The sequence below is a fragment of the Paenibacillus catalpae genome, assembly GCF_900112695.1.
GTDB classification, from domain to species: domain Bacteria; phylum Bacillota; class Bacilli; order Paenibacillales; family Paenibacillaceae; genus Pristimantibacillus; species Pristimantibacillus catalpae.
In genome coordinates, this window is sequence record NZ_FOMT01000001.1 from 1,131,223 (window position 1) to 1,156,081 (window position 24,859).

Annotated in this window: 27 protein-coding genes; 25 read left to right on the forward strand and 2 right to left on the reverse strand. The window is 52.2% G+C overall.

Annotation, left to right across the window (positions count from 1 at the left end; genetic code table 11):
* The first annotated feature begins 47 nt into the window (after positions 1 to 47).
* The 24 genes from BM200_RS04685 to BM200_RS04800 all read left to right on the forward strand — a co-directional run bounded on the left by BM200_RS04685 (position 48) and on the right by BM200_RS04800 (position 22,672).
* The gene (locus BM200_RS04685; protein ID WP_091181865.1) at positions 48 to 1,373 is read left to right on the forward strand and encodes a 5'-deoxyadenosine deaminase; all 1,326 of its coding nucleotides are present in this window, start codon (positions 48 to 50) and stop codon (positions 1,371 to 1,373) included.
* Between the two features lie 167 nt (positions 1,374 to 1,540).
* A complete protein-coding gene (locus BM200_RS04690; RefSeq protein ID WP_091181867.1) occupies positions 1,541 to 2,614 on the forward strand; it encodes an XdhC family protein in 1,074 nt (357 codons plus the stop codon).
* Complete coding sequence (locus tag BM200_RS30300) at positions 2,496 to 3,137, forward strand: nucleotidyltransferase family protein (protein WP_245772936.1); 642 nt, start codon at positions 2,496 to 2,498, stop codon at positions 3,135 to 3,137. Before BM200_RS04690 ends, BM200_RS30300 begins: the two co-directional genes overlap by 119 nt.
* Before the next feature lie 183 nt (positions 3,138 to 3,320).
* Positions 3,321 to 4,478: a BMP family ABC transporter substrate-binding protein gene (locus tag BM200_RS04700; protein WP_091181872.1), complete on the forward strand. Its 1,158-nt coding sequence runs from the start codon at positions 3,321 to 3,323 to the stop codon at positions 4,476 to 4,478.
* A 254-nt stretch (positions 4,479 to 4,732) separates the two neighbouring features.
* The gene (locus BM200_RS04705; RefSeq protein WP_091181875.1) at positions 4,733 to 6,274 is read left to right on the forward strand and encodes an ABC transporter ATP-binding protein; all 1,542 of its coding nucleotides are present in this window, start codon (positions 4,733 to 4,735) and stop codon (positions 6,272 to 6,274) included.
* Complete coding sequence (locus BM200_RS04710) at positions 6,271 to 7,392, forward strand: ABC transporter permease (protein ID WP_091181877.1); 1,122 nt, start codon at positions 6,271 to 6,273, stop codon at positions 7,390 to 7,392. The genes BM200_RS04705 and BM200_RS04710 overlap by 4 nt, the downstream gene beginning before the upstream one ends.
* 17 nt (positions 7,393 to 7,409) lie before the next feature.
* Complete coding sequence (locus tag BM200_RS04715) at positions 7,410 to 8,339, forward strand: ABC transporter permease (RefSeq protein ID WP_091181880.1); 930 nt, start codon at positions 7,410 to 7,412, stop codon at positions 8,337 to 8,339.
* Between the two features lie 18 nt (positions 8,340 to 8,357).
* Positions 8,358 to 9,251 carry an FAD binding domain-containing protein gene (locus BM200_RS04720; protein WP_091181883.1) on the forward strand — a complete coding sequence of 298 codons (894 nt, stop codon included), beginning with the start codon at positions 8,358 to 8,360 and terminating at the stop codon, positions 9,249 to 9,251.
* Positions 9,252 to 9,358: 107 nt separating this feature from the next.
* Entirely contained in the window at positions 9,359 to 11,668 is a 2,310-nt protein-coding gene (pucD, locus tag BM200_RS04725; protein ID WP_091181885.1) for a xanthine dehydrogenase subunit D, read from the forward strand.
* A complete protein-coding gene (locus BM200_RS04730) occupies positions 11,665 to 12,192 on the forward strand; it encodes a (2Fe-2S)-binding protein (RefSeq protein WP_091181888.1) in 528 nt (175 codons plus the stop codon). Before pucD ends, BM200_RS04730 begins: the two co-directional genes overlap by 4 nt.
* The gene (gene uraD, locus BM200_RS04735) at positions 12,167 to 12,667 is read left to right on the forward strand and encodes a 2-oxo-4-hydroxy-4-carboxy-5-ureidoimidazoline decarboxylase (RefSeq protein WP_091181891.1); all 501 of its coding nucleotides are present in this window, start codon (positions 12,167 to 12,169) and stop codon (positions 12,665 to 12,667) included. The genes BM200_RS04730 and uraD overlap by 26 nt, the downstream gene beginning before the upstream one ends.
* 15 nt (positions 12,668 to 12,682) lie before the next feature.
* Positions 12,683 to 13,642 (forward strand): factor-independent urate hydroxylase, encoded by a 960-nt coding sequence (pucL, locus tag BM200_RS04740; RefSeq protein ID WP_091181894.1) that lies wholly within the window; start codon positions 12,683 to 12,685, stop codon positions 13,640 to 13,642.
* A gap of 5 nt (positions 13,643 to 13,647) precedes the next feature.
* The gene (uraH, locus tag BM200_RS04745; RefSeq protein ID WP_091181895.1) at positions 13,648 to 14,031 is read left to right on the forward strand and encodes a hydroxyisourate hydrolase; all 384 of its coding nucleotides are present in this window, start codon (positions 13,648 to 13,650) and stop codon (positions 14,029 to 14,031) included.
* Between the two features lie 18 nt (positions 14,032 to 14,049).
* Complete coding sequence (locus BM200_RS04750; RefSeq protein WP_091181898.1) at positions 14,050 to 15,450, forward strand: allantoinase; 1,401 nt, start codon at positions 14,050 to 14,052, stop codon at positions 15,448 to 15,450.
* Positions 15,451 to 15,466: 16 nt separating this feature from the next.
* Positions 15,467 to 16,723 (forward strand): allantoate deiminase, encoded by a 1,257-nt coding sequence (allC, locus tag BM200_RS04755; RefSeq protein ID WP_091181899.1) that lies wholly within the window; start codon positions 15,467 to 15,469, stop codon positions 16,721 to 16,723.
* Complete coding sequence (locus tag BM200_RS04760) at positions 16,720 to 17,961, forward strand: pyridoxal-phosphate-dependent aminotransferase family protein (RefSeq protein ID WP_091181902.1); 1,242 nt, start codon at positions 16,720 to 16,722, stop codon at positions 17,959 to 17,961. Before allC ends, BM200_RS04760 begins: the two co-directional genes overlap by 4 nt.
* 92 nt (positions 17,962 to 18,053) lie before the next feature.
* Entirely contained in the window at positions 18,054 to 19,100 is a 1,047-nt protein-coding gene (gene add, locus BM200_RS04765) for an adenosine deaminase (RefSeq protein ID WP_245772891.1), read from the forward strand.
* Between the two features lie 119 nt (positions 19,101 to 19,219).
* A complete protein-coding gene (locus tag BM200_RS04770) occupies positions 19,220 to 19,675 on the forward strand; it encodes a VOC family protein (protein WP_091181905.1) in 456 nt (151 codons plus the stop codon).
* A gap of 19 nt (positions 19,676 to 19,694) precedes the next feature.
* Positions 19,695 to 20,366, forward strand: coding sequence for a ThuA domain-containing protein (locus BM200_RS04775; RefSeq protein ID WP_091181908.1), 672 nt, complete (start codon positions 19,695 to 19,697; stop codon positions 20,364 to 20,366).
* 89 nt (positions 20,367 to 20,455) lie between these two features.
* Positions 20,456 to 20,824 carry an ArsR/SmtB family transcription factor gene (locus BM200_RS04780; RefSeq protein ID WP_091181910.1) on the forward strand — a complete coding sequence of 123 codons (369 nt, stop codon included), beginning with the start codon at positions 20,456 to 20,458 and terminating at the stop codon, positions 20,822 to 20,824.
* Positions 20,825 to 20,861: 37 nt separating this feature from the next.
* Positions 20,862 to 21,368 (forward strand): metallophosphoesterase family protein, encoded by a 507-nt coding sequence (locus BM200_RS04785; protein WP_091181913.1) that lies wholly within the window; start codon positions 20,862 to 20,864, stop codon positions 21,366 to 21,368.
* 120 nt (positions 21,369 to 21,488) lie between these two features.
* Positions 21,489 to 22,172 carry a metallophosphoesterase gene (locus BM200_RS04790; protein ID WP_245772892.1) on the forward strand — a complete coding sequence of 228 codons (684 nt, stop codon included), beginning with the start codon at positions 21,489 to 21,491 and terminating at the stop codon, positions 22,170 to 22,172.
* 24 nt (positions 22,173 to 22,196) lie between these two features.
* Complete coding sequence (locus BM200_RS04795) at positions 22,197 to 22,403, forward strand: hypothetical protein (RefSeq protein WP_091181918.1); 207 nt, start codon at positions 22,197 to 22,199, stop codon at positions 22,401 to 22,403.
* On the forward strand, positions 22,400 to 22,672 hold the full coding sequence (locus tag BM200_RS04800) for a HesB/YadR/YfhF family protein (RefSeq protein WP_091181920.1): 273 nt from the start codon (positions 22,400 to 22,402) through the stop codon (positions 22,670 to 22,672). The genes BM200_RS04795 and BM200_RS04800 overlap by 4 nt, the downstream gene beginning before the upstream one ends.
* Before the next feature lie 72 nt (positions 22,673 to 22,744).
* On the opposite strand, the gene BM200_RS04805 is transcribed toward BM200_RS04800, so the two are convergent.
* Both BM200_RS04805 and BM200_RS04810 read right to left on the reverse strand, forming a co-directional pair.
* Positions 22,745 to 23,392: a metal-dependent hydrolase gene (locus BM200_RS04805; RefSeq protein ID WP_091181921.1), complete on the reverse strand. Its 648-nt coding sequence runs from the start codon at positions 23,390 to 23,392 to the stop codon at positions 22,745 to 22,747.
* A gap of 150 nt (positions 23,393 to 23,542) precedes the next feature.
* The gene (locus tag BM200_RS04810) at positions 23,543 to 23,851 is read right to left on the reverse strand and encodes a hypothetical protein (protein WP_091181924.1); all 309 of its coding nucleotides are present in this window, start codon (positions 23,849 to 23,851) and stop codon (positions 23,543 to 23,545) included.
* Positions 23,852 to 24,006: 155 nt separating this feature from the next.
* Between BM200_RS04810 and BM200_RS04815 the strand changes: the two genes are divergently transcribed.
* Positions 24,007 to 24,852, forward strand: coding sequence for an HAD-IIB family hydrolase (locus tag BM200_RS04815; protein ID WP_091181926.1), 846 nt, complete (start codon positions 24,007 to 24,009; stop codon positions 24,850 to 24,852).
* Positions 24,853 to 24,859: the final 7 nt, after the last annotated feature.

Consider the following 24,859-nt stretch of genomic DNA (forward strand, 5'->3'; position numbering starts at 1 on the left):
TGCCATCCATATACTAAAATTGGTTCCAGAGCAAAGGAGCGGTACACATGAGTTCGATTCTAATCCGTAATGCCGTCGTAATGACGATGAATGCAGCTGACGATATTTTAATTGGCGATGTGCTCGTAACAGGCAACAAGATTACCCGAATTGGTCCGAATATTCCGGAAAATGAGGTGGAACGCGTTATCGATGCGGGCGGAAAAGTTCTTCTTCCGGGTTTTATTCAAACTCATATTCACCTGTGTCAAACCCTGTTCCGCGGAAGAGCCGATGATTTGGAGTTGATTGATTGGCTGAGACAGCGGATTTGGCCGCTCGAAGCTGCCCATAATGAGGAATCGGTATATTATTCAGCCTTGCTTGGCATTGGAGAACTGATCCGCAGCGGGACAACGACCATTCTTGACATGGAGACCGTGAGCCATACGGAGTCGGCATTCCAGGCAATTCTCGAAAGTGGCATCCGTGCTGTATCAGGCAAAGTGATGATGGATCACGGGACGGAGGTTCCGCCTGCTCTTCAAGAGAAGACGGATCAGTCGCTGAAGGAAAGCGTAGAGCTGCTTGAGAAATGGCATGGAGCCGCAGGGGGGCGGATCGAATATGCTTTTTGCCCGCGATTTGTCGTTTCCTGTACGGAAGAGCTTCTGATCGGTGTGAGAGATTTGTCTGCCCAATACGGCGTGAAGGTACATACCCATGCGTCGGAGAACAAGGAAGAAATCTCGATCGTAGAATCGGAACGGGGGATGCGCAACGTCGTCTACCTGGATCATATCGGACTTGCACGGCCTAATCTCATTCTGGCACACAGCATCTGGCTGGATGAAGACGAGAAGCGGATTATTCGGGAAAGAGGCGTGAAGGTTACCCATTGTCCGGGTTCAAACCTGAAGCTTGCTTCTGGTATCGCAGAGGTGCCGGAATTGCTGGAGGAAGGCATTCATGTAGGGATTGGCGCTGACGGAGCGCCTTGCAATAACAATCTGGATATGTTCCAGGAGATGCGTCTGACTGCCTTTATCCAAAAGGTGAAGCATGGTCCAACCGTCATGAATGCCAAGACAGTGCTTCGAATGGCTACAATGGGCGGAGCGCATGTGCTTGGTCTTGAGGACAAAATCGGCAGTATCGAGGTCGGCAAGCTTGCGGATCTGCAGCTGCTGGATTTGGAAGACTTCCATGTCTATCCGTCGTTTGATGCGGACTGGTATTCCAGAGTGGTCTATGCGGCAACACGCGGCGATGTGGATACCGTCATGATCGACGGTCAGATTGTGATGGAAAGCAGAATCATGAAGACCGTAGACAAACCGTTGGTGCTGCGTGAGGCGGACCGGACGCTGAAGGAGTTGCTGGCAAGACTCTAATCAGCTGGTTCCAAAAAGCGCAGGCTTCATCCGGGAGTTTATAAGCTTATGCTTACGATGCAAGAAGCATCTTAAACAGCCTATCCAAGCTATTTATGTGATCATTCTTTAAGCGAATGCTTACGAAGTAAGTTTTGCTTCGCAAAGCACTATAGGAGGGATTGCCGATGGATATGATCAACATCTTGCGGGCGATCCGGCAGCTTGAACAGCCGGCAGTCCTTGCAACCATCATTGAGGTAGAAGGTCATGCGTACCGGAAAGCAGGAGCGGCTATGCTGCTCATGTCAAGCGGAGAGTCCGTCGGCACGATAAGTCCGGGTTGTATTGAGTCGGATCTGCATGAGCGAGTATCCCTTGTATGGGAAGCCGACCGATATGAAGTAACGGAATATAACATGGAGCCGGATGAGGACCCGATCTGGGGGGAATCCGTTGGCTGCGGAGGGATAATCCGCGTACTTCTTGAGCCGGTTGCAGGAGAGCTGAGAAGCATCTTGATGGCAGCACTCGAGCTGTTGAATGGCGGAAGGGAAGCGACGCTAGTTCGCAGCCTTCGGGGACAGGAGCTTAGTTACGAGCTTATGATTGCATCCTCCGCTTCTGAGGAGCCCTGCGACTGGCAGTTCAGCGTTCTTTTATCTAATCGGCAGCGTGTTATTCTGTTTGGCGCCGGGCCGGATGCGGTTCCGATCTATCAGCTCCTGACGCAAAGCAGCTTCCATGTTGTGGTTGCGGATTGGCGACCGGGACTGCTGGCTTCATTCCCTGGAGCTGAGCATTGCCTGGGAACTCCGGCGCAGCTTAAAGAGATGCTGGATCTGAACGGAGAAGATGCCGTCATCGTTTGCAGTCATCACCTCTATTACGATCGTGAAATGATAGAGTGGACATTGGAATCAAAGCCGAGGTATATCGGAGTGATGGGCTCAACCAAACGTATCGGAATGCTGTTTAATGGGGAAGTTCCGCCTGATCATGTGAAAGCTCCTATTGGATTGTCCATTGGCGCCGAAGGTCCTTATGAAATTGCGGTCAGTATTGCTGCAGAGTTGATAGTGCTTCGCAAGGAATGGCGGGATAGACAAGTGAGTAATCGTCAAAAGGGGGAGCGGCATGAACATATCTGGAATCTATTTGGCAGCGGGACAGAGCAGCCGCATGGGCAAGCCGAAGCTGCCGCTCGAGCTTTCGCCGGGCGTAGCACTCGGCAGTATGGCGCTTCGTGCTCTACTCTCTAGCGAAATCGGGCGGGTTCACGTCGTGGTCCGTCCGGATGATCCTCTAGTTTGGCTGCAAGAGGTAAGGCATGATCCTCGCTTTTCCTCTCAACTTCATATTGTCGTCTGCGAAGAAGCCAGTCTTGGGATGTCGTATTCCATACGTGCCGGTGTAGACGCCGCGCTATCCAGCCTCCCGAAGCCCGATGCGGTCATGATCGGGCTTGGTGACCAACCTTTTGTCACGGCTGCTATGGTGCGGCGTCTTTTTGCTGTAATAGGAGATCGGCCGGAGATTGATTTTGCTGCATCCTCAGTGGATGGGGTCGTTATGCCGCCTGCAGTCCTCCGAAATACGATGTTCGGCGCGCTTCGCGGGCTGAAGGGGGACATGGGAGCTCGCAAGCTGTTCGGATCACCGGAATATGCCGGAGAGATTGTGAAATTTGACGGCGAGGATGCAGAGCTGCTGCTCGATGTAGATGATGAGAATAGTCTTCGCGTGGCGGAGCGGCGATATCGATATTTTAGAGATCACAGCTAGAATGTCATCTATTATTACATAGGAATCCAGTTAGACGTGCATCGCGCACAATGAGGATTCGTTATTTTAGACCTCTTTCCAATCTCATGTCAGATATATTGACGTTGTAATAACGTGGAAGTATATTGAGACTACATCATCCATTCCGGTCATGATGATGATAGAGAGTCGGGGAGGAACTATATGAAACATCTTGTAAAAGCACGCACAGCGGGGTTGGCATTACTTGTACTTATGATCGTGATCTTGTCCGCATGTTCCAGCAGCAACAATAATAAGACAAACGAAGCGGCGAATAACGGCAATGCTCAGACATCGTCAGATCCGGCAGCAACAGACAGCGGAAAGAAGCTGCCGCGTGTCGCATTCGTATACATCGGACCTCCTGGAGACGGCGGCTGGACCTTCGAGCATGACAACGGCAGGAAGTACATGGAAGAGAAGCTTGGCATTAAAGCTGACACGGTAGAAAATGTACCGGAAAGCGCGGATGCGGAACGCGTCATTACAGAGCTGGCTCAAAACCATGACATCATCTTCACAACAAGCTTTGGTTATATGGACTACACGCTGAATGTTGCGAAGAAATTCCCGGATGTAAAATTCATGCACACTGCCGGCTACAAAACGGCGGACAATATGAGCACTTATTTCGGCAAGAACTATGAAGCGAGTTACCTGAGCGGTATCGCTGCAGGCAAGATGACGAAATCGAATGTGATCGGTTACGTTGGAGCCTTCCCGATTCCTGAAGTTATCTATAACATCAACGCCTTTGCGCTTGGCATTCAAAGCGTAAATCCGGATGCCAAGTTAGACGTGGTATGGAGCAATACCTGGTATGATCCGACAGCCGAACGCCAAGCGGCGATCAGCTTGCTGGATAAAGGAGCAGACGTCCTGCTTGCTTATCAGGATTCCCCTGCAACGCTCCAAGCGGCAGCGGAGCGCGGCGCGCTTGCTGGCGGTAATGACTCCGACATGACCCGTTATGCACCGGAAGCTTACTTAACGAACCCGACATGGAACTGGGGTCCATATTATACGAAAGTTGTCCAATCCGTAATCGACGGAACATGGAAGAGCGAGCAATACTCCGGCGATATGGTAGATGGCATGGTTGGTCTTGCTCCGCTTGGACCTAGCATTCCAGACGATGTGAAGAAGCTGGTTGAAGATGCGAAAGCAAAAATCTTAAGCGGCGAGCTGGATGTATTCAGCGGTCCGATTACAGATGCATCCGGCGCTTCGAAGCTGGAAGCAGGCCAAACAATGAGTCTTGAGAACATTCTTGAGATGAACTGGTTCGTCAAGGGCGTAGAAGGAACTATTCCTCAATAACCTTAAGCCAGTCCAAAAGCGGCCGATCAACAAATCCCTTACTCAAGGGATTTGTTGATTTATAGGCTTCCAGGCTGTTTGGGGTGACAATTCTTTAAGCGAAGGCTTACGAAGCAAGAATCATCACGAACAGCCCAAAATCAGGCTGTTTGAGGTGATAATTCTTTAAGCACATGCTTACGAAGCAAGAATCATCACGAACGGCCTATAACCAGGCTGTTTGAAGTGACAATTCTTTTAAGGAGGAAGCGCGAATGCTCGAAACCTACTCCGTAGAAATGCAGGGCATCGTCAAGCAATTCGGCTCCGTCACAGCAAATGACCATGTCGATTTCAAGGCCAAGGCCGGAGAGATTCACGCGCTGCTAGGGGAGAACGGCGCCGGCAAAAGCACGATGATGTGTATGTTGTCCGGCGTCTACCGTCCCACCAGCGGCGAGATTTATATCCATGGCGAGAAAGTAAAAATTCGCTCGCCAAAGGATGCCATGAAACTCGGGATCGGAATGGTGTTCCAGAACTTCCGGCTCGTACAGACGTTAACCGCTGCGGAGAACATTATTCTTGGGGAGAAAACATCCTTCTGGCGTGGCCCGGGATGGATGAAGAAGAAGCAGGAAGAAATTGAAGCCATTGCTACCAGGTTCGGCTTAACCTTTCCGGTTGACCGTCCGATCTGGCAGCTTTCCGTAGGCGAGCAGCAGCGGGTTGAAATCGTCAAGACGCTCTATCGCGGAGCCGATCTGATTATTCTGGATGAGCCAACATCGGTACTGACGCCAGGAGAGGCGGATCAGCTGTTCGAGACGCTGGCTCAACTGAAAGCAGAAGGCAAGACCGTCATTATTACGACTCATAAATTAAAAGAAGTGATGGCGATTTCCGACAGCATCTCGATCATGCGCAAAGGCAAGCTCACGCATACGATGGAGAAAAGCGAGACGAACGAGCGTGAGCTTGCGAGATTGATGGTCGGCAAGGAGTTGACTGCACAGAAGCCGCTGGCAAGCCGTCCGAAGGGCAAGCCGCTCCTGATCGTGGATCAGCTGGATGTCTACGCGGATCATGGACGCAAAGCACTGAATCAAATGGAGTTCCAGGTTCATGAAGGCGAAATCGTTGGCGTTGCGGGTGTAGCAGGCAACGGTCAAAAGGAGCTTGCGGAAGTGCTGACGGGACTCCGCTCCTGGCATAAGGGGAGCATTACCTTTAACGGCAGCCCGCTCAAGAACGCCTCGGTCCGCGGAGCAATCGAAGCCCGCATTGCCCATGTGCCGGAGAACCGGATGAAAAGCGGACTTGCCGGAAGCCTTGGCATTGTGGATAACCTGCTGTTTAAATCTTACCGCAAACGCTCCCGCTACGGATTCCTTCGTTCCAGAGCGAACCGCAGCTGGTCGCAGTCGCTTGTTGAACAGTTCGATGTGAGGACGCCGGGGCTGGATACGCCGGTCAGACAATTATCCGGCGGTAATCAGCAGAAACTGCTGTTTGCCAGGGAGGTTGATCAGGACCCACTCTTCATGGTGGCGGTTCACCCTACGCAAGGGCTCGATGTTGGTGCGACGGAAGGCGTTCACCGCCTGTTAACGGAAATGCGCGGACAAGGAAAAAGCATCCTTCTTATTTCGGAGGATCTGGATGAGGTTATGCAGCTGTCCGACCGCATATTAGTAATCTATAACGGCCGCATGGTTGGTGAATTGGCCAGAGGCGAAGCGACCCGCGAGCAGATCGGTTTGTACATGGCCGGCGTACGGGACGAAGGCGACGCAGAGGAGGAGAAGGTCATATGAGCAAGCAGCCGGTTCAAAACACCCTGGCAATCGAACAACCTGATCTAACACCACGCCGCAGCAAGCTGCTGTCTCTAAGAATCGAGCTGGATCCTACCAGGAAAGAAAGTCCATGGTGGATGACGATTATCTCCGTCCTGCTTGCTCTGGTCTTTTGCGGTATCTTTATTGCAGCCAACGGCATGAATCCGATCACCGTCTATTCCAAAATGATTACCGGAGCTTTTGGTACAACGTTTGGCATTACCGAGACACTGGTCAAATCGATCCCGCTCCTCTTGTGCGGCATTGGCGTTGCGATTGCATACCGCATCTCCGTCTGGAATATCGGGGCGGAAGGGCAATTTCTCGCCGGCGCGATGGCAGCCACGGCGGTCACGGTCTATTTTCCGAATATGCCTGTCTATCTAGTCATTCCGGCAATGATCGTATTTAGTATTCTCGGCGGCGGGATATGGGGGCTTTTGACGGCTATTCCCCGCACGTACTTCCAGGTGAATGAACTCATCACTTCACTCATGCTGAACTACGTGGCAATGCTAGCTTTGAACTATTTCGTATTTGGTCCCTGGAAGGATCCAAAAGGCTTTAACTTCCCGGGTACTCCGGTATTTACAGATGCACAGTCGCTGCCCGTACTGGGGGATACAAGGCTTCATCTGGGGTTAGTCTTCGCGATTATCGCCGTCCTGCTGTACGCCTTTCTGATGAAATACACCCGCTGGGGTTATGAGCTCCGTCTGATTGGCGCAAACCCGGAAGCGGCGAAAAACGCAGGCATCAAGATCAGCCGTCATATTCTGCTCGTTATGCTGATCAGCGGCGGGATGGCAGGCCTTGCGGGAATGGCTGAAGTGTCGGGCGTAACTCACCGTTTAATGTACGGGATTTCCCCGGGCTACGGGTATACGGCGATTATCGTTGCCTGGCTTGCGAAGCTGAATCCGCTTGGACTTGTGATCTCTTCGTTCCTGTTTGGCGGGCTGATTGTTGGAGGCTTCAGCGTTCAAACGATTGGCCTTCCTTCTTCCATCTCATCAATGATTCAAGGAGCGATCCTGTTCTTCCTGATCGCAGGCAGCATGGCCAGCAAATTCCGAATCCGGAGAAACGGATAGAAGGGGTGGTGTAGACCATGGATATATTCGTACAAATCGTTGTAGCTGCCATCTCTTCCGGCACGCCTCTCTTATTCGCAACGTTGGGCGGCATTCTGATCGAACGTTCAGGCATTATCCAGCTAGGTGCGGAAGGTCTAATGCTGATGGGGGCGGTAATCGCCTGCATGACTTACCTGAATACCGGCAATCTAGCCCTTGCCTTGATGGCTGCTTGCGCGATTAGTGCAGTGCTTGGCGTCGTTCATGCTTTCATGTGCGTGACGCTGAGGGCGAATCAGATTGTAAGCGGTCTGGCCTTAACATTATTTGGTACGGGGCTAAGCGCTTATCTTGGCAAAAGCATTACCGGCCAGCCGGTTGCCGGCGCGGTTCCCAAGGTGAATCTGAACTTCCTTGAAAATGTACCTGTTATTGGCGGAATATTCGCACATCTTGATATTTTGACCTGGTTCAGCTTCATTCTTGTGATCGTTCTGCACTTATACATTCACCGCACGTCATGGGGCCTTCATCTGAGAGCGATTGGCGATAACCCGCCAACGGCCGATGTGATGGGCATCCGGGTTCAAACCTTCCGTTACGGCTATATCGTTATTGGCTCGATGCTGATTGGTCTTGCCGGAGCGGATCTGCTCATGGTGTATTCGCCAACCTGGATTGAAGGCATGACAGCAGGCAGAGGCTGGATTGCAGTAGCCCTGATCATTTTTGCCAGATGGAATCCGATACGCGCCTTGTTCTGTGCCTACTTCTTCGGCGCACTGGATACGATCGGCTTCCGCATCCAATTGATCGGCAGCGAGATTCCCTCCTACTTCCTGAAGATGATTCCTTATATCGTTACGATTCTCGTTCTGATGTTCCTCGGCTGGCGCAACCGCAATAAACCGTCAGGCTCTCCGGAATCACTGGGTATACCTTATATTCGCGAACAAAGATTTTAACGAAAAGGGGATGGCGTAATGGCTGCGAATGCACAAGGAGTGGCTGAAGCACCTTTCGTATGGCATCCAAGAAGCGCTGCAGAAGCTTGGCAGCTTAAGGCAACGCTTGGGGCGGAAGGCGTGTTCACCGCAGGAGGTACGCTTTTGCGGACACAATGGGAATCAGGGCTGGCGGCCATGCCGAACCATCTCATTAACATCGGGGAAATTGAAGAGCTGCATGGACTAGAGTTGGACAGCGAGACGGGAACAGGCGGCTTTGGAGCGATGCTGACATTGTCGGATATTCGTACCAGTCCGCAGGTGAATACGAGATTTCCGCTTCTGACGGAAGCGGCCCGCAGCATAGCGGCACCGTCGATACGCAATCTGGCGACGATCGGCGGGAACGTTCTCTCGATGGTCGGCGATTCGATACCGGCATTGCTCATCTATGATCCTGTCTTGCATTGGCATGACGGCTCGAATGGACTTAAGGAGCCATTGTCGGAATGGCTTTCCACCGCGCCTGTACATGCAGCCTGGAAAGAACGGCTGCTTATCTCTATCGAACTGACGCAGCCAACTATGGATTCGAATACGAAGCGATTCGTCGCTTACCATAAAGTCGGCAGAAGGGACGCATTTACTCCATCCGTCGTAACGGCCGCATTAAGCATGCAGCTGGATTCGGACACCCGGCTGAGCGATGTGCGTCTTGCACTTGGAGGAGGGCAAACGATCCCGCATCGCCTGGAGACAGCCGAATTGTTCTTGAATGGCCAGCTCGCGAATAAGAAGACCATTACCGAGGTATATGCACTTATCCTCGAACAATACGAGCCTAAGGGAGATGCCTTCGTGCCGGTCAGTTATCGCAAGAAAGCGGCGGCGAATCTAATCGCCTCGGAGTTATGGAAAGCGGTAAGGTGAAACGTATTAATTCTTAGAATTCAAGATGAAACGGCTATGCCAACCTTAGGTGGCATAGCGCGTTTCACACCGGCGTTTCAAGGTAAAGAGAGGACGGGTGGTCAACCATGCTGTTGAATCGGAAAGGAAGCGGGGCGCGTTGGCGAGTTCGTCCAGACGGGCCTGACAAAGTAACCGGCAAGCTGGCTTATCTCACCGATATGACAGCTCCTGATATGCTGATTGGCCGAGTACTGCGGAGCCCTCATCCGCATGCGCGGATTACGGCTATCCGAACGGAACAAGCCGCAGCGCTGGAAGGCGTTCATGCCGTCATTACCCATAAAGATGTACCGGGGCTGAACCGGTTCGGAATCGCTCATCCCGACCAGCCGGTTCTATGCGAGGATCGGGTGCGGTATGTCGGAGATGCGGTAGCAGCCGTAGCGGCGGACACGATCGCTATTGCAGAGCAAGCCCTTCGGTTAATTGAAGTGGATTACGAGGTGCTTCCAATCGTGGACGATGCGGAGTATGCGCTCACGGACGACGCCCCTTCTCTTCATTCGCAAGGCAATCTGCTTCATCGGAACGGGTTCAAGCGCGGCGATGTGATAACCGGCTTCGATAACTGTGCACATGTCGTGGAGGAAACCTACTATACGCCGCGGCAGATGCATACGTACATGGAAACCGAGGGCGGATTGTTCATCTTTGGTGAAGATGGTCGTCTAACCGTCTATGCTCCTACCCAACACGGCTTTATGGACAGGATGCAGCTGGCCCGCATTTTGGCCATACCGCAAAGCGATATCCGCATCGTATCCAGCCCGATTGGCGGATCATTTGGCGGCAAAGACGAGCTGAACGTTCAGCCTTATGGAGCACTGCTCGCCCGTATAACCAATCGGCCGGTGAAGCTCCATAACTCCAGATGGGAGTCGGTCCGAGCTGGATTAAAGCGGCATCCGATGAAGATTTCGATGAAGACGGGCGTTGACTGCAGCGGCAAGCTGATTGCCCATCAAGTAAGAATTATCGCGGATACGGGACCCTATGCCACGCTTGGTGCGGAAGTGCTGAACTTTGCGGTAGAGCATGTGATTGGCCCTTACCGCTATGACAATCTCGATGTGGACGGCTTCTCCGTCTATACCAATAACGGCATGTCCGGCGAGTTCCGGGGATTCGGCGGCAATCAGGCGATATTCGCCTTGGAAGGACAGTTCGATCGTCTGGCGGAAAAGCTTGGCCTCGATCCTTGGGAGCTCAGGCTCCGCAATATGAGGAAATCAGAAGATCCCGGCCCGTTTGACCAGCCGATTGCCCTGACGGAAGGCGCCAAACAAGTCTCATCCGCCATGACAGCAAGCACATTATGGCAGGAGCGGGGCAAGCTTGGCACTGAAGAGCAGCAAGCTGAGCCTTGGATCCGAACCGGAATCGGAGCAGCTTTTACGATGCACGGAGCCGGACTTGGCTTTGGCATTCCCGATCCGGCAGGGGGACGATTGACGCTCGCCGCAGACGGCAAGATCGAAGCGGTATTCAGTTATGAAGAGTTTGGTCAAGGTCTGATCGCTACATTGGAACAAATGCTGATAGAACAGTTCGGATTCGCTTCCGAAGACATCCGCATCATTATCGGCGATTCGGATGTGGTGCCGGACAGCGGCTCAACAACCGCGTCCCGGGCAACAAGCATGATGTGGAAGTCGCTGCAGAACCTTCGGCCGCTGTTTGAAGAGGCTGTTCTAAGCAAGGCGGCAGAGTTCGTTAAGTTTCCTGCCAGGCAGCTGCGGTTTGGCGAAGGCGGAGTCTACGCCATCGTGGTCAATCCCGATTCATCCGCGGAAGAGTGCCTGATCACCTATCCGGCACTGGCAGCCGCTTGCGGCGAGCCCGTCACCTGCACGACCACATTCCACTTTCCGACTTCAGCAACCGAGAAGGTAGGCGCGCATTTTCTCTACACGTATTCGGCTGTTGCGGTGAAGGTCGAAGTAAATCAATTGACCGGACGTGTCCGGCTGCTTCATCAATATCATGCGGTAGCTGCCGGCCCGGTTATGAATCCGCAGGGCTTCCTTGGACAGATTGAAGGCGGCAGCAGCATGGCACTGGGCTTTGCCCTGACAGAAGACGCCGTCATGAGCGGCGGCCAATATTTGACGAAAAACCTGGATACGTATCTCGTACCGACCATAGCTGAGCACCGCGGAACCATTGATGTACAGGCGATCGAAGAGCTCCCGGAAGACGATAGTCACGGTCCGCGTGGCATCGGAGAAGTTGGCTCGGTAACGCTGGCTCCAGCTATCGCAGCGGCAATCTATGACGCGGTTGGCATTCGGGTTACGAAGCTCCCGATAGATCCGGAGCTCTTGCTCGCACAATCTTTCGATCAATTACTAGAGAAGGCGGTGAGCGGAGAATGAAAGATTCGATGAGACCCTTAACTCCGCTGGAGGCGAGCTCGATTCCATGTACACTCAACGGTCATGAGATCAACTTGAATGTTCCGCCCGCCAAACGCCTGCTTCATGTGCTTCGAGATGATCTGGCGATGACGGGAACAAAGCGTTCCTGCGATATCGGCAGATGCGGCGCCTGTATGGTCATGGTCGACGGCGTGCCTGTCAATTCCTGCCTGACGATGGCCTATCAATGCTCGGGCAAATCGATCACAACGATAGAAGGCGTGTCCGCCGGCGGAATAGATCCGATCCAACGCGCATTTCTCGAGGAAGGCGGCTTCCAATGCGGTTATTGTACGCCGGGGATGATCATATCGGTGAAGGCATTGCTTGATCATAACCCGGATCCTACACCGCTCCAGATTGAAGAAGCGTTATCCGGCAATATTTGCCGATGCACCGGTTACGGCGGTATTAAGAGAGCGGTACAAAAAGCGATAGAGTGGAGGAAGGAGTCCTATGAATCTGAATCTATCAGCGGTTAATGAGATGAACAGGGAGCAATTCGTCGAAGCGCTTGGCGCTATCTTCGAGCATTCGCCTTGGGTCGCAGAGCTTGCTTTTGACGCCAGGCCCTTCCGCACGGCAGATGAACTGCATGACGCCATGGTGAAGGTTGTGCTTCAATCGCCGGAGGAGAAGAAAATCGCATTGTTCCGGGAGCATCCCGATCTGGCTACACGTATCAAGATTGGCGAGTATTCAACACTGGAGCAGCTGGGAGCGGGGCTCGACAGGCTGTCGCAAGAAGAGTTCGAGGTGTTTACGTCAAGAAACCGCGAATATACCGGCAAATTTGGTTTTCCGTTTATCCTGGCCGTTCGCGGCAAGGATAAATCCGATATTTTAGCTGCCATGGAAGCAAGGATGAACAACAGCTCGGAGGAAGAGGCTGACGAAGCCTTATGGCAAATCGCCCGCATTACGAAATTTCGGTTACATGATCTTATTACGGAATAGAAGGGATTGGTCATTATGCTTAAACTCCGCAGCGGTCGTACTCTTTATTATGGAAAAGGTGATGTCCTCACCTATCGCACTTATGCTAAGCCGTTATCCGTTAAAGCTGTTCCCGAATCTGCCTATACCGGTGACAGCAATGTCATCTTTGCCCATAATATTACGTTTGCCGTAAGCGGCGAGCAGCTGCTCACGTCCTTCACCGAAGGAGATAACTCGCTTGTTGTCGCTACGGATTCCATGAAAAACTTTATCCTTCGCCACACAGCCGCGTACGAAGGCAGCACAACGGAAGGCTTGCTTTCTTTTATCAGCAAGAAGTTTATGGAGCGCTACCCCCACATTGACGCCGTTGAGCTGAGTGCGGACCGCATCCCGTTCCATACGCTGGATGTGGCTTCGGCAGCGAAGGACGGTCTTGAGCCAAGTCCGCTTGTCTACCGCCGTTCGCATAACGATCACGCCAGCGCAACGATGAAGCTGGTGCGGGAAAACGGTGCCCCTGTCATTGCGTCGCATGAGTGCGCGACCACGGATCTGCAGCTGATTAAGGTAAGCGGAAGCTCGTTCTACGGCTTTGTCCGCGACGAATATACGACGCTGCCGGAAAGCTATGACCGGCCTCTGTTCATCTTCCTGGATATCTTCTGGAAATATGATCAAACGGAAAATGCGGTTGACGCCGGACTTGGCGGATATGTCCCTGCCGAGCAAATCCGGGATATCACCCATAACGTGTTCCATGAAATGAAATCCCCATCGATCCAATTCCTGATTTATCAAGTTGGACGCCGTATTCTCACCCGCTTCCCACAGCTGGCCGAAGTGAGATTCGAATCGAATAACCGGACCTGGGAGACGATTGTGGACAATACGGAGACGGATCCGGCTGGCGTCTATACCGAGCCTCGCCCTCCATACGGGTTCCAAGGCTTTACGATGACGCAAGAAGATTTAACTTCGGACGGAGAGTGAAGCGTATGAGCGGCGGACGAATCACAACCCATGTATTGGACACATCCCGGGGCAAGCCTGCGACAGGTCTGCAGGTTGAGCTCTGGTTAATAGAATCTACGGAATCGGGTTTCGTGGAAGGCCGTACTCAATTGCGCACGGCAGCAACAAACGAGGATGGACGGCTGGCTGCTCCGCTGCTTGACAGTGAAGAGATGCTGGCCGCGGTGTACGAGATTGTTTTCTGTGCAGGAGACTACTTCCGGGATGAGAAAAGGCGTCATATTCTCGAAGCCGAACCCGTGTTCGACCGTATACCCATCCGCTTCTATGTCGCGGATGCCAATTCCCATTATCATATTCCGCTGCTGGTCGCTCCGGGCGGCTACAGCACCTATCGGGGAAGCTGAAGAGAAGGAGGCTGCAAAATGAACCAGGTATTTGACCGCATGATTCGGAACGGGCAGGTTGTTCTTCCGGACGGAACCTATCCCTTAGACATTGGCATTATTGGGGGTAAAATCGCAGCCATCTCCGAATCGCTTGCCGATTCTGCCGCGCATGATGTCCTGGATGCAGAAGGCAAATACGTGCTTCCAGGCATGATCGATATTCATGTTCACTTTAATGAACCAAACTTCGGTCATTGGGAAGGCTTCGCTACCGGCTCGGCCGCATTAGCTGCCGGCGGCTGCACCGCTTATGCGGATATGCCGCTTAACGGCAACCCGCCGACGGTAACGCCGGAAGCGCTGGCCTTGAAGGGTAAGCTGGCCGAAGGGAATTCGGCGGTTGATTATACCTTCTGGGGCGGCCTTGTTCCAGGCAAGCTGGATCAGCTGGAAAAGATGGCAGCCGAGGGGATACGCGGTTTTAAGGCCTTTATGTCCAATCCGGGCGGAGAAGGCGAAGGCCGCTTCCGCGAGGTGGACGACTTAACATTATTTGAAGGAATGAAGATAATCTCGGCATTAGGAGGCTTTGTTGCCCTACATGCGGAAAGTGATGCAATCACCTCCCGCTTGGCGGAACAAGCCGTGCAGGAAGGACGGACGGATGCCCGTGCCTTCGTCCTCTCCCGTCCGGTTATTGCCGAGCTGGAGGCGGTTAACAAAGCGATCCTGTTCTCGGAGCAGACGGGCTGCGAGGTTCATTTTGTCCATATCAGCAGCGTAGAGGCCGTTGAGCTGATTGATCGGGCGAAGAAGCGCGGAGCTAAGGTTACCGTGGAGACATGCCCGCATTATCTCCTGCTGACGGAGGAAGATATGGCAAGTATCGGTCCTGCAGCCAAATGCGCGCCGCCGCTTCGGAGTGCGGAGCAGAAGGAAGGTCTGTGGCGGCTGGTGGCGGAAGGCAAACTGGATGTGATCGCTTCCGATCATTCCCCTTGCCCGCCGGAGCTCAAGTTTGACGAGTCTCTGTCTTTCTTCGAAGCATGGGGCGGTATTGCAGGTGCGCAAAGCAGCCTCGAGATTATGCTGGGCGAAGGCTGGGTAAAAAGAGAAATTCCGCTTCATAAACTGATTGATCTATTATCCGTGGGACCTGCCAAGCGATTCGGCCTCTATCCGCAGAAGGGTCTAATAGCGGAAGGGGCAGATGCAGATCTCGTCATTGTGGATCCAAACCGCTCTTATACGCTTACAGATGATCAATTATGGCAAAGGCATAAAGTAAGTCCGTACCTTGGCCGGGAATTTGCCTGCAAGGTGACAACAACGCTGGTTAGAGGCGTAACGGTCTATACCGAAGAGAATGGCGTTTATGCGGCAAAGCAAGGGAAGCTATTGCTTAAGCCTGTTAATGCCCCACAACAAACCCCATAACAGGAGGCTGTTTACGATGAGGATACCGATGGAACAAGAAGCGGCCTCCTTTGTGTCCCGCCTTCTAGATGAGCTTGCCTCCTTTGGCGCAGACGACCAGGGAGGCGTTACCCGTCTTTTGTATACCCCCGAATGGCTGCAGGCGCAGTTATTCCTGGCGGAGCGGATGAAATCGCTTGGGATGGATGTCCGGTTCGACAGAGTGGGCAATCTGTTCGGGCGTTTGGAAGGAAGCAGCAAGGAGGCACCGGTTATTCTGACCGGATCGCATATCGATACGGTGCGCTCAGGCGGCCAATACGACGGTGCATACGGCATTGCGGCAGGCATTGCGGCCGTAACCTACTTGAAGGATACGTACGGTCAGCCGGTGAATACCTTAGAGATCGTCTCCTTCTGCGAGGAGGAAGGCAGCCGCTTCCCTCTAACCTATTGGGGCTCCGGCCATATGACAGGCGTTTATGACTGGCAGAGCGGCGGGATTGTCTTTGACACCGACGGCATTAGCCTCCAGGAAGCGATGGAAGCAGCCGGCTTTGGCAAACCCGAACAGGAAGCAAGCACGCTGGAGAATATCGGAGCCTTTGTCGAGATTCATATCGAGCAGGGACCGGTACTGGAGCGCCAGCGCAAACGGATTGGTATTGTGGAAGCGATTGTCGGTCAGCGCCGCTATGTCGTAACCGTCCGCGGCGAGACAAATCACGCGGGAACAACGCCGATGTCCATGCGTCACGACGCCCTGGTTGGAGCGTCCGAGATGGTGCTGCAGCTTGAGGCCGATGCGCTGGTGAGCGGAGAACCGCTCGTTGCGACGGTTGGCCGGATCGAGTGCATACCAAATACGCCAAACGTCGTGCCGGGAGAGGTAAGCTTTACCGTTGATATCCGTCACATTGATGAAACGGTGATAACGAAGTTTTGCGAGAACGCGATTGCGAAGTTTAATGACATTGCCAAGTGGAGGGGGCTTGAGCTGACAATCGTCCCATGGCTGGAGGCAAAGCCCGCGCCGATGAGCCGGGAGCTGAGCGACAAGCTGGAACGGATCTCCAATGATCTGTCCCTTCCGTACCGCAGGATCGTGAGCGGAGCAGGCCATGATGCTCAAATGTTCACCGCACATTGCCCAACAGCGATGCTGTTTGTGCCAAGCAAGTCAGGTATCAGCCATTCGCCGCAGGAATATACATCGCCTGAAGAGCTGGCCGAGGGAGTATCCGTATTGGCCGCTTTATTATACGAGTTAGCTTATGAGGGGATATTGCCATGAAACGATACGCCGAGCTAGCGCCATCCCAAAGAACGATCATGACCCCTGGTCCGGTTGAAGTGGACCCAAGAGTGCTTCGGGCGCTTTCTTATCCGATTCTGGGCCAATTCGACCCTGAATTCACTTCTTACATGAACGATACGATGGAAATGCTCCGCTCCTTGTTCCGCACAACGAATCAATGGGCTTTTCCGGTTGACGGAACTTCCCGTTCCGGCATTGAAGCGGTGTTAACCAGTCTGATCGAGCCGGGAGATAAAGTGCTGATTCCGATCTATGGCCGGTTCGGCCATTTGCTGTATGAGATTGCGGAGCGGGTTGGCGCGGAGGTCGCTTATATCGAGAAGGAATGGGGAACCGTCTTTGATCCCGAGGAAGTGATCAGCGCCATTCATAAGGAGAAGCCGGCACTTGTGCTGATGGTGCACGGGGAGACTTCCACCGGCCGGATGCAGCCGCTTGCCGAGATTGGCAAGGCATGCCGCGAGTTAGGCATTCTCTTTGTCGTAGATGCGGTTGCGACCATCGGCGGCGTGCCGGTTCTTACGGACGAATGGTGTATGGATGCGGTCATCGGGGGCACGCAAAAATGCTTGTCCGTCCCTTCCGGCATGGCCCCGATTACGTACAATGCTATCGCAGCGGCCAAAATTAACGCCCGCAAGACGATTGAGCGAGGCTTGCGCACGGCAGCCGACATAGATGCCTATAACGCTTCGGTCCGGCCGCCTGTCATCCGCAGCAATTACTTCGATCTCGCTCAGCTGCAGGACTACTGGAGCCCTGCCCGGCTGAATCACCATACGGAGATGACTTCCATGCTCTATGCGCTGCGCGAGGGTCTTCGCCTGGTGCTTGAGGAAGGGCTTGAAGAGCGCTTCGCCCGTCACCGTCTTAATGAATCGGCGCTCGTAGCCGGGCTGGAAGCGATGGGCCTAAGCTTGTACGGGGATCCGAATTGCAAGCTTCCTGTGGTTACCTGTATTACAATACCGGAGGGCGTAGACGGCGAATCTGTCCGCAGCTTGCTCTTGAACATGTTTGGGATTGAAATTGCCAGCTCGTTTGGCAGTTTGAAGGGGAAAATATGGCGGATCGGTACGATGGGTTACAGCTGCAGGCAACAGAACGTGCTGCAGGTGCTAGGTGCGCTTGAAGCCGTATTAATCCGGCACGGAGCTAGAGTTCATACCGGAGCGGGGCTGCAGGCCGCACTGGATGTTTATGATCAAACATAGTAAATTATATGGAGAGAAACGGTATCCACCTTTCGGCTTGCTGCAGGAAGGGAGATGCCGTTTTAGTTATCCGTTAATGAACGATAAGGAAGGTGTACATATTGGATCAACCCTTACAAGAACAAATCAGACGGCTGCCCAAGATCGATCTGCATGTGCATTTGGACGGCAGTGTAAAGCCGGAGACGATTCGGGAGCTCGCGAGGGCACAGGGAAAAGCGCTGCCCGAAGGAGCGGAAGGCGATCTCACGCCATGGATGCAAATTGACGAGACTTGTTCCAGCCTGATTGAATATTTGAGCAAATTTGATTTCGTGCTGCCGTTCATGCAGACCGCTGAATCGCTTGAGCGTATTGCAGAGGAGGTTGTCGAGCAAGCGGCTGCCTCGGGCTGTCTTTATGTGGAGGTCCGTTTCGCTCCTATGCTGCACACCCTGGAAGGCTTGTCGGCAAGGGAGGCTATCTTGCATACCATTGCCGGATTACAAAGGGGCGAACAAACGTTTGGTGTCAAAGCAAGAGTCATCGTCATCTGCATGCGTCATGATTCTGTCGAGAAAAACCTCGAGGTAATCGAAGCCGCACGCGATTATTACGGCAAAGGTGTTGTTGCGGTTGATTTGGCCGGTGATGAAGCGGGCTTCCCGCCTGCGCTGCATCATGACGTGTTCGAGCTGGCAGCCCGTTACGAGCTTCCAATCACGATCCATGCCGGTGAAGCAGGCGGCGCTGACAATGTAAGAGAATCAATTGCGAGACTTGGCGCAAGACGGATTGGCCATGGCGTCCGTATTACGGAAGATCCTGCCGTCATAGAATTAGTTAAATCTACCCGTACACCACTTGAGATGTGTCCGGTCAGCAATATTCAGACCAAAGCCGTTACAGGCTGGGACGCGTACCCGATTCGCCTATTTATGGAACAGGGACTTCTGGTTACCGTGAACACGGATAATATGACGGTTTCGGGAACAACGATGAATCTCGAATATGAGATGCTGGCCGAACATTGCGGATTTACGCTTCAGGAGCTGGCGCAGCTGACCGTAAACAGTGCGGAAGCGGCATTTTTGGACGGTGCAGAAAAGGAAGAACTGAAGGCGGCCGTTCAGAATGCCTTGCGTATGCTTGGGCTCTAATCTTTTTTTGCGCGGGATGGCAGGGATCATTGGGTGAACGGCGAACCTCCCAATAGGGCGGTAACGGCTGCTGCATGTTCCTGCCAACTCCAAGCGTATGGAAAGAAAGGGGTATGAAGATGGGCCAATCGGCAATCGGAACGAAAATGATTACTCAAATCGGGATTCTTGTGCATGACATCGAGGCGGTAAGTGAAGCGTATGCGAATTTTTTTGGTGTAGATAAACCGGCGTGGAACTGGACGGATACCCCGGATAAAGCACAAACCGAGTTTCTGGGCGAACCGTCGCAGGCACGTGCCAAGCTTGCCTTTATCGATATGGATTCGCTTCAGCTGGAGCTGATTGAACCGGACTTCCATCCAAGCACGTGGCGGAACTATCTGGAGGAGCATGGCGAGGGACCGCATCATATCGCTTTTGTGATAGAAGGCATGAAAGAGAAAATCGCCATCATGGAAAGCAAAGGCATGAAGCTGCAGCAGAAGGGTGAATATACCGGCGGACGTTATGCGTATTTTGACAGCATCCCTCAGCTTAAAGTATTAGTCGAGTTGCTGGAGAACGATAAATAACTACGGAGGAGGGCATCACATGCAAAGACTATTAGCTGTAGTCGGTGACTACTATCATCCGGAGTCGGTTATTGCGGAAGGACTTGAAGAGAGTCTGTCTTCATGGCTGGCAAGCGGCAACGTAAGTCTGACTTATGCAACTGTTGACCGGCTGGCTAAGGCGCTTCAGGATAAGCCGGATGCGGTCATCCTCTTCAAAGACGATAAAATCAATCCGGCGGACGAAAATCCGATTCACTGGCTAGATCCCGATACGGAGCAGGCGATGCTTCAGTACGTGTATGAAGGCGGCGGCTGGTTTTCCTGGCATTCCGGCCTGGCCTCCTATCCGGCGGACGGCGCGTACATCTCGATGACAAGAGGGTATTTCAAATACCATCCTGAACAAAAGCCGGTCCGGTTCGAACCTGTGGTAAGCACGGCAAAGGATTCATCGGAGCATTTTGTCATTGACCCGTCGCTTGGCTTTGAATCGGTAGAAGAGCACTATTTCGTTTATTGTGATGAATTGAACACGAATGTGTTCATGCGTACCTTCTCGGAGGACGGGGAATCGATTGGCGGCTGGTCGCATCCTTACGGCCAAGGACGGGTATGCTGCCTGACGCCTGCTCACAACCTCCATTCTCTTGTCCTGGGGGAAATGAAACAATTGGTGGAAGCATGCATCCGCTGGTGTGCACGGGCATAAAACCGCATAATGACGATTAAGCTCCTTATATAGAGGAGCTTCTTCTTTTTCTGCTATAATGTCGGTATGTACATAAGGTGGTGCTCGTAGTGGAAAAAATGATCGATGATCAGTGTGACGATTCCTGTCTGGGCACGGAGCTGCATAGCGATAATTTGGCAAATGCCAGAGTAGAAGAGAAAACGGCATTTGATCTGGCAGAGCTGTTCAAGGCGCTGGGTGATCCTACCCGGGTGAAAATGATTTATGCGCTGCTCGACCGCGAGCTGTGCGTTCATGATCTATGCCAGGTGCTCGATATGGCGCAATCGGCTGTGTCCCATCAACTGCGGTACTTGCGCAACGTCCGGATCGTCAAACGGCGCAAGGCTGGCAAGACGGTCTATTACTCGCTTGACGATGACCATGTGAAGGAAATATTCATTCAGACGCTTCAGCATGTGCAGCATTATTCCTAAGTAACCGAACTCGTCAGGTAAAAGGAGTGCAGCTCCCATGAAAATCGTAGTCGTCTCGGATACCCATATGCCCCGTATGGCAAAGGCTCTTCCGCCGCCATTGCTTGTCGAGCTGGAGAAAGCTGATCTGATCCTGCATGCTGGGGATTGGACCAGCTCTTCCGTTTACGGCGAGTTAGCGAAGTTTGCTCCCGTGAAGGGGGTAGCCGGCAACAATGACGGGGAAACGATCGTCAAGAAGCTTGGATATAAGAAGATCGTGACCGCAGGCGGCAAACGGATCGGCTTGGTGCACGGCCATCTTCCATATTCCAGCAAGAAGGCGGAGCAGAACGCAGCCTTATCTTTTACCGCCAAGCAGGTAGATGCGATCGTCTTTGGCCATTCCCATATTCCGTTTCTTAGGGAGCATAACGGGATTCTGCTGTTTAACCCCGGCTCGGCGACAGCAAAGCGCAAGCAGCCGCAGTATTCTTTTGGCATCATGAGCATCATTGAGGGCGAGCTTAAGGCGCGTCATGTTTTTTACGATAATAAGATGTGAATTCTTCATGCAGCAAGGGAGGCTGGTATAATCGTCTATATTCTAATCGGGCTTGCAGCCCTCATTGCGCTGATCTATGGTCTGTTCATTGTCCCGACTCAATGGCTGAAGGTGGAGCGGGTGACTTATAAGACAGGGGCAGGTATAAAAATACTGCAAATCAGCGATATTCATATCGAGCATATTCGGATTTCCGCAAGCCGATTAGTTCGGTTAATAAGGACAGAACGTCCCTCGTATATTGTCATAACGGGAGATTTCACAGAGCTTGCTCCGTATCTGCCTAAGGTACAGCGTTACCTGAAGGAGCTTGCCTCGGCTGGTGTGCCGATCCTGGCGGTTTACGGGAATCATGATCATCATCTGTCTTCCGACGCTCTGCAGCTATTAACTAAGATGCTGGAAGCTGAAGGCGTACGGCTGCTGCACAATGACGTGCTTGACATGGGGCATTATCAGTTTATCGGCATTGATGATTGGACCAGCAAAAAGAGTGATCCGGATCGGGCATTTGCCAAGGTTGACCCTGCCAAGCCGTCTATCATTTTGACGCATGACCCGAATGTTGTGCTGCATATCAAGCATCCGTTTTCGTACTTGATGGCGGGACATTTCCACGGGATGCAGTTCCATCTTCCGTTCCTGTTCAAGTATTTGCGGAAAGGCGCTTTGCCTAAAGCAGGGATCTATAAAGGGATGCATCAGATGGAGAACGGCATGATCTATATCTCGAAGGGAATCAGCCAAACCGGAACAAATGCCAGATTCCTCATTCGGAGTGAGGTTACCATTCACCAATTGTAGGCTACGGGGAGCGGGTCGTTGTTAATGGATCAGCAGCAGAAATTTTGCAAAATCGAACGGATCGGGATTGTGTTAGAAATCGATGGCGATCGCATACTGCTAGAAGTAGAGGGGAAGCCCGTGAATGTTCCCCGCAGCAAAACGGCGGACGCACTCGTTCTTTCTGACCGGGTACATTGGAATGGTTCCTTATGGGTGAAGAAAGAGGAAGAGGAGGTGAAAGACCGATGAAAATGAGCGTTACTCCTGCCGCAACGGCACTTTTCAAACAAGAATGGGGTTTCAAGAATGACGACAGCGTGCGCATCTTTGTACGTTACAGCGGCGGCGGAGAAGACGCCTTCGCCTTCGGCATTATGAAGGACACAGCCCGTTATCCCGCGGTAAAGACCGTGGAAGACGGCATTACGTTCTATATGGAGGAAAATGATGCGTGGTATATGGATGGCAAGGACCTTACCATCGACTGCCGCAATGACCATATCGTATTTCTTCGTTAATATCCGGCCTAAAGAAAAGACGCTTCAACCTGGTGAGAACTTGGCATTGAAGCGTCTTTTCTAATGAGCCGATTATAGAAATGGGACCTTGAACGATTTCTTGAACAACGGATACAGCCATTTCACGCCGCTTGGCGTCAGCGTATCGGCAATCAGATGGGACAAGTAGCCGGCAACGGCTATCTGCATGATGCCTTCGAGCTGGAGCTGCTTCTCAAGGCCCCAAGCAATCGCGCCCCATGCGATAACGGCCCATACGGTGTGGGTTAATCCACGGTGCTTTAACCAGGGAGCCCAAGCGACAAATACGCCAAACCCAATCATCCAGCTCATGCTCATGGATAGACCTCCGTAGATCAGCGCGGCGCCAACGATACTTACAAGCGCGTTGCGGATCGTACCGCTCCGGACGACTAGCCCCAGGAGCAGAAGAGTGGCGCAGGCAATGATCAGCGGGATGTTCATGTAACGATCGCTTATGTACAAATACGCCGTAACCGCGGTCAGCAGCCAGCCGCTGCCTAGAAGAAGGCCATGAAGCCATTTGGAAAGCTTGCCTGCTTTCGAGCTTAATAGGCTAGGCCCGTCAAGATCAGCGCTTAAGGCGGAGAATGCGGCAACGGCAATATAAGTAGCTGCATTCATCATGGTAAAAGGATAATGGGCCGCAGCGGCTGAACCTATTGCGACGCCGATGGTAAGATGAGTCGTGCCTTTCATTGGACCTCCTATGACTGATTTGCAGTAAACAAACATATGTTCGCCTGACTATTATAGCGCATATGTTCGGCAATTACTACATGAGTTAACATAATTAAAGTTATGGTAACTTACATCCATAGTTGGCTATTGCTGTTATGGACAAGTTCATTAACGATTGTTCTTAAGGCGACGGTCAATCTCCTCAGACACAACAAAGGCAAGCTCTTCATTGCCAAACAGCGAGAGCACCTGAAGCACGGTTTCATCATCAATATCGCCGGCTTCTTCCTTGGGAGCCGTTAATGCTAACGTTTCGAGCAGACGTCCATTGCTAACTTGATGAGGGTAGGCTCGCATATACAGCTCTACGGCATCCAGCCCATGATTCACGCACCATTGTGCGAACACAAGAATCATGGTATCTTCATCCTGTTTATACCTTTCAATGATAATCTGTTCCATTTCTTTTGAATTCATTGCTATTTCTCCTTTAAGACGGTAATATAATTTACGAAAAATTATTCATAATAGACGGATTGTAATATGAATATTGCCAGAATACAATCCATGCTTTTCCCAATTAAATCAATGAAATTCGATCGGACTATTCTTATCTTCTGGAGGAATCATTCATGCCTTCCTGTTATTTAACGGATCTAGACGGCACATTGCTTCGTTCTGATCAGTCCATGTCGGATTATACGATTGCTCAGCTGACGGAAGCTATGGAAGCGGGTACAATAATCAGTTATGCAACGGCACGAAGTTATATAAGTTCCCAGCGCGTAACTTCATCCATTCCTTGGCGTTACCCGATAGTGTTGTATAATGGAGCAATGATTTATGATCCGCTTGCGAAGCGGGTAATTGGCGGTCACTTTCTTAGTCCGCAATTATCGAATGATATTATGGAAGCGGGACGTTCGCTTGGGCTTATGCCGCTCGTGTTTGCACTGAATGAAGACGATCAGGAGAAGGTATTGCATGAGAAACTGTCCCGGATCGGGGATGTGGCATTTTATAACAGCAGACCGGAGGATCCCCGTTTTCAGGAGCACGAACATCTCGTGATAGCTGAATCTTACCGCCCGCTTATACTTGCTTACATCGGCTCGCTTACGGAACTTGAGCCTCTGAAGCAAACGATCGAGCAGTTATACGGCGGGCTTGTTCATATTGAGTTCACAAAAGACGCTTATATTAAAGATCATTATTTTCTTGAAATGAGTCATCCTTTGGCAAATAAAGGGGAAGGTGCGCGATTATGGGCGCAACTTGTTGGCGCTGAGCTTAAAGATGTAACGGTATTCGGAGACAACTTGAATGACATTGGCATGTTCCGATCGGCAGGCACCAGAATTGCTGTCGCCGATGCCCATGATCAAATTATACAATTGGCGGACCATATCGTCGGCACGAGCAACGAGGATGCAGTCGCCCGATATATAGCAGTAGAGCGGTCGCGTTTGACTACATGAGGATAAA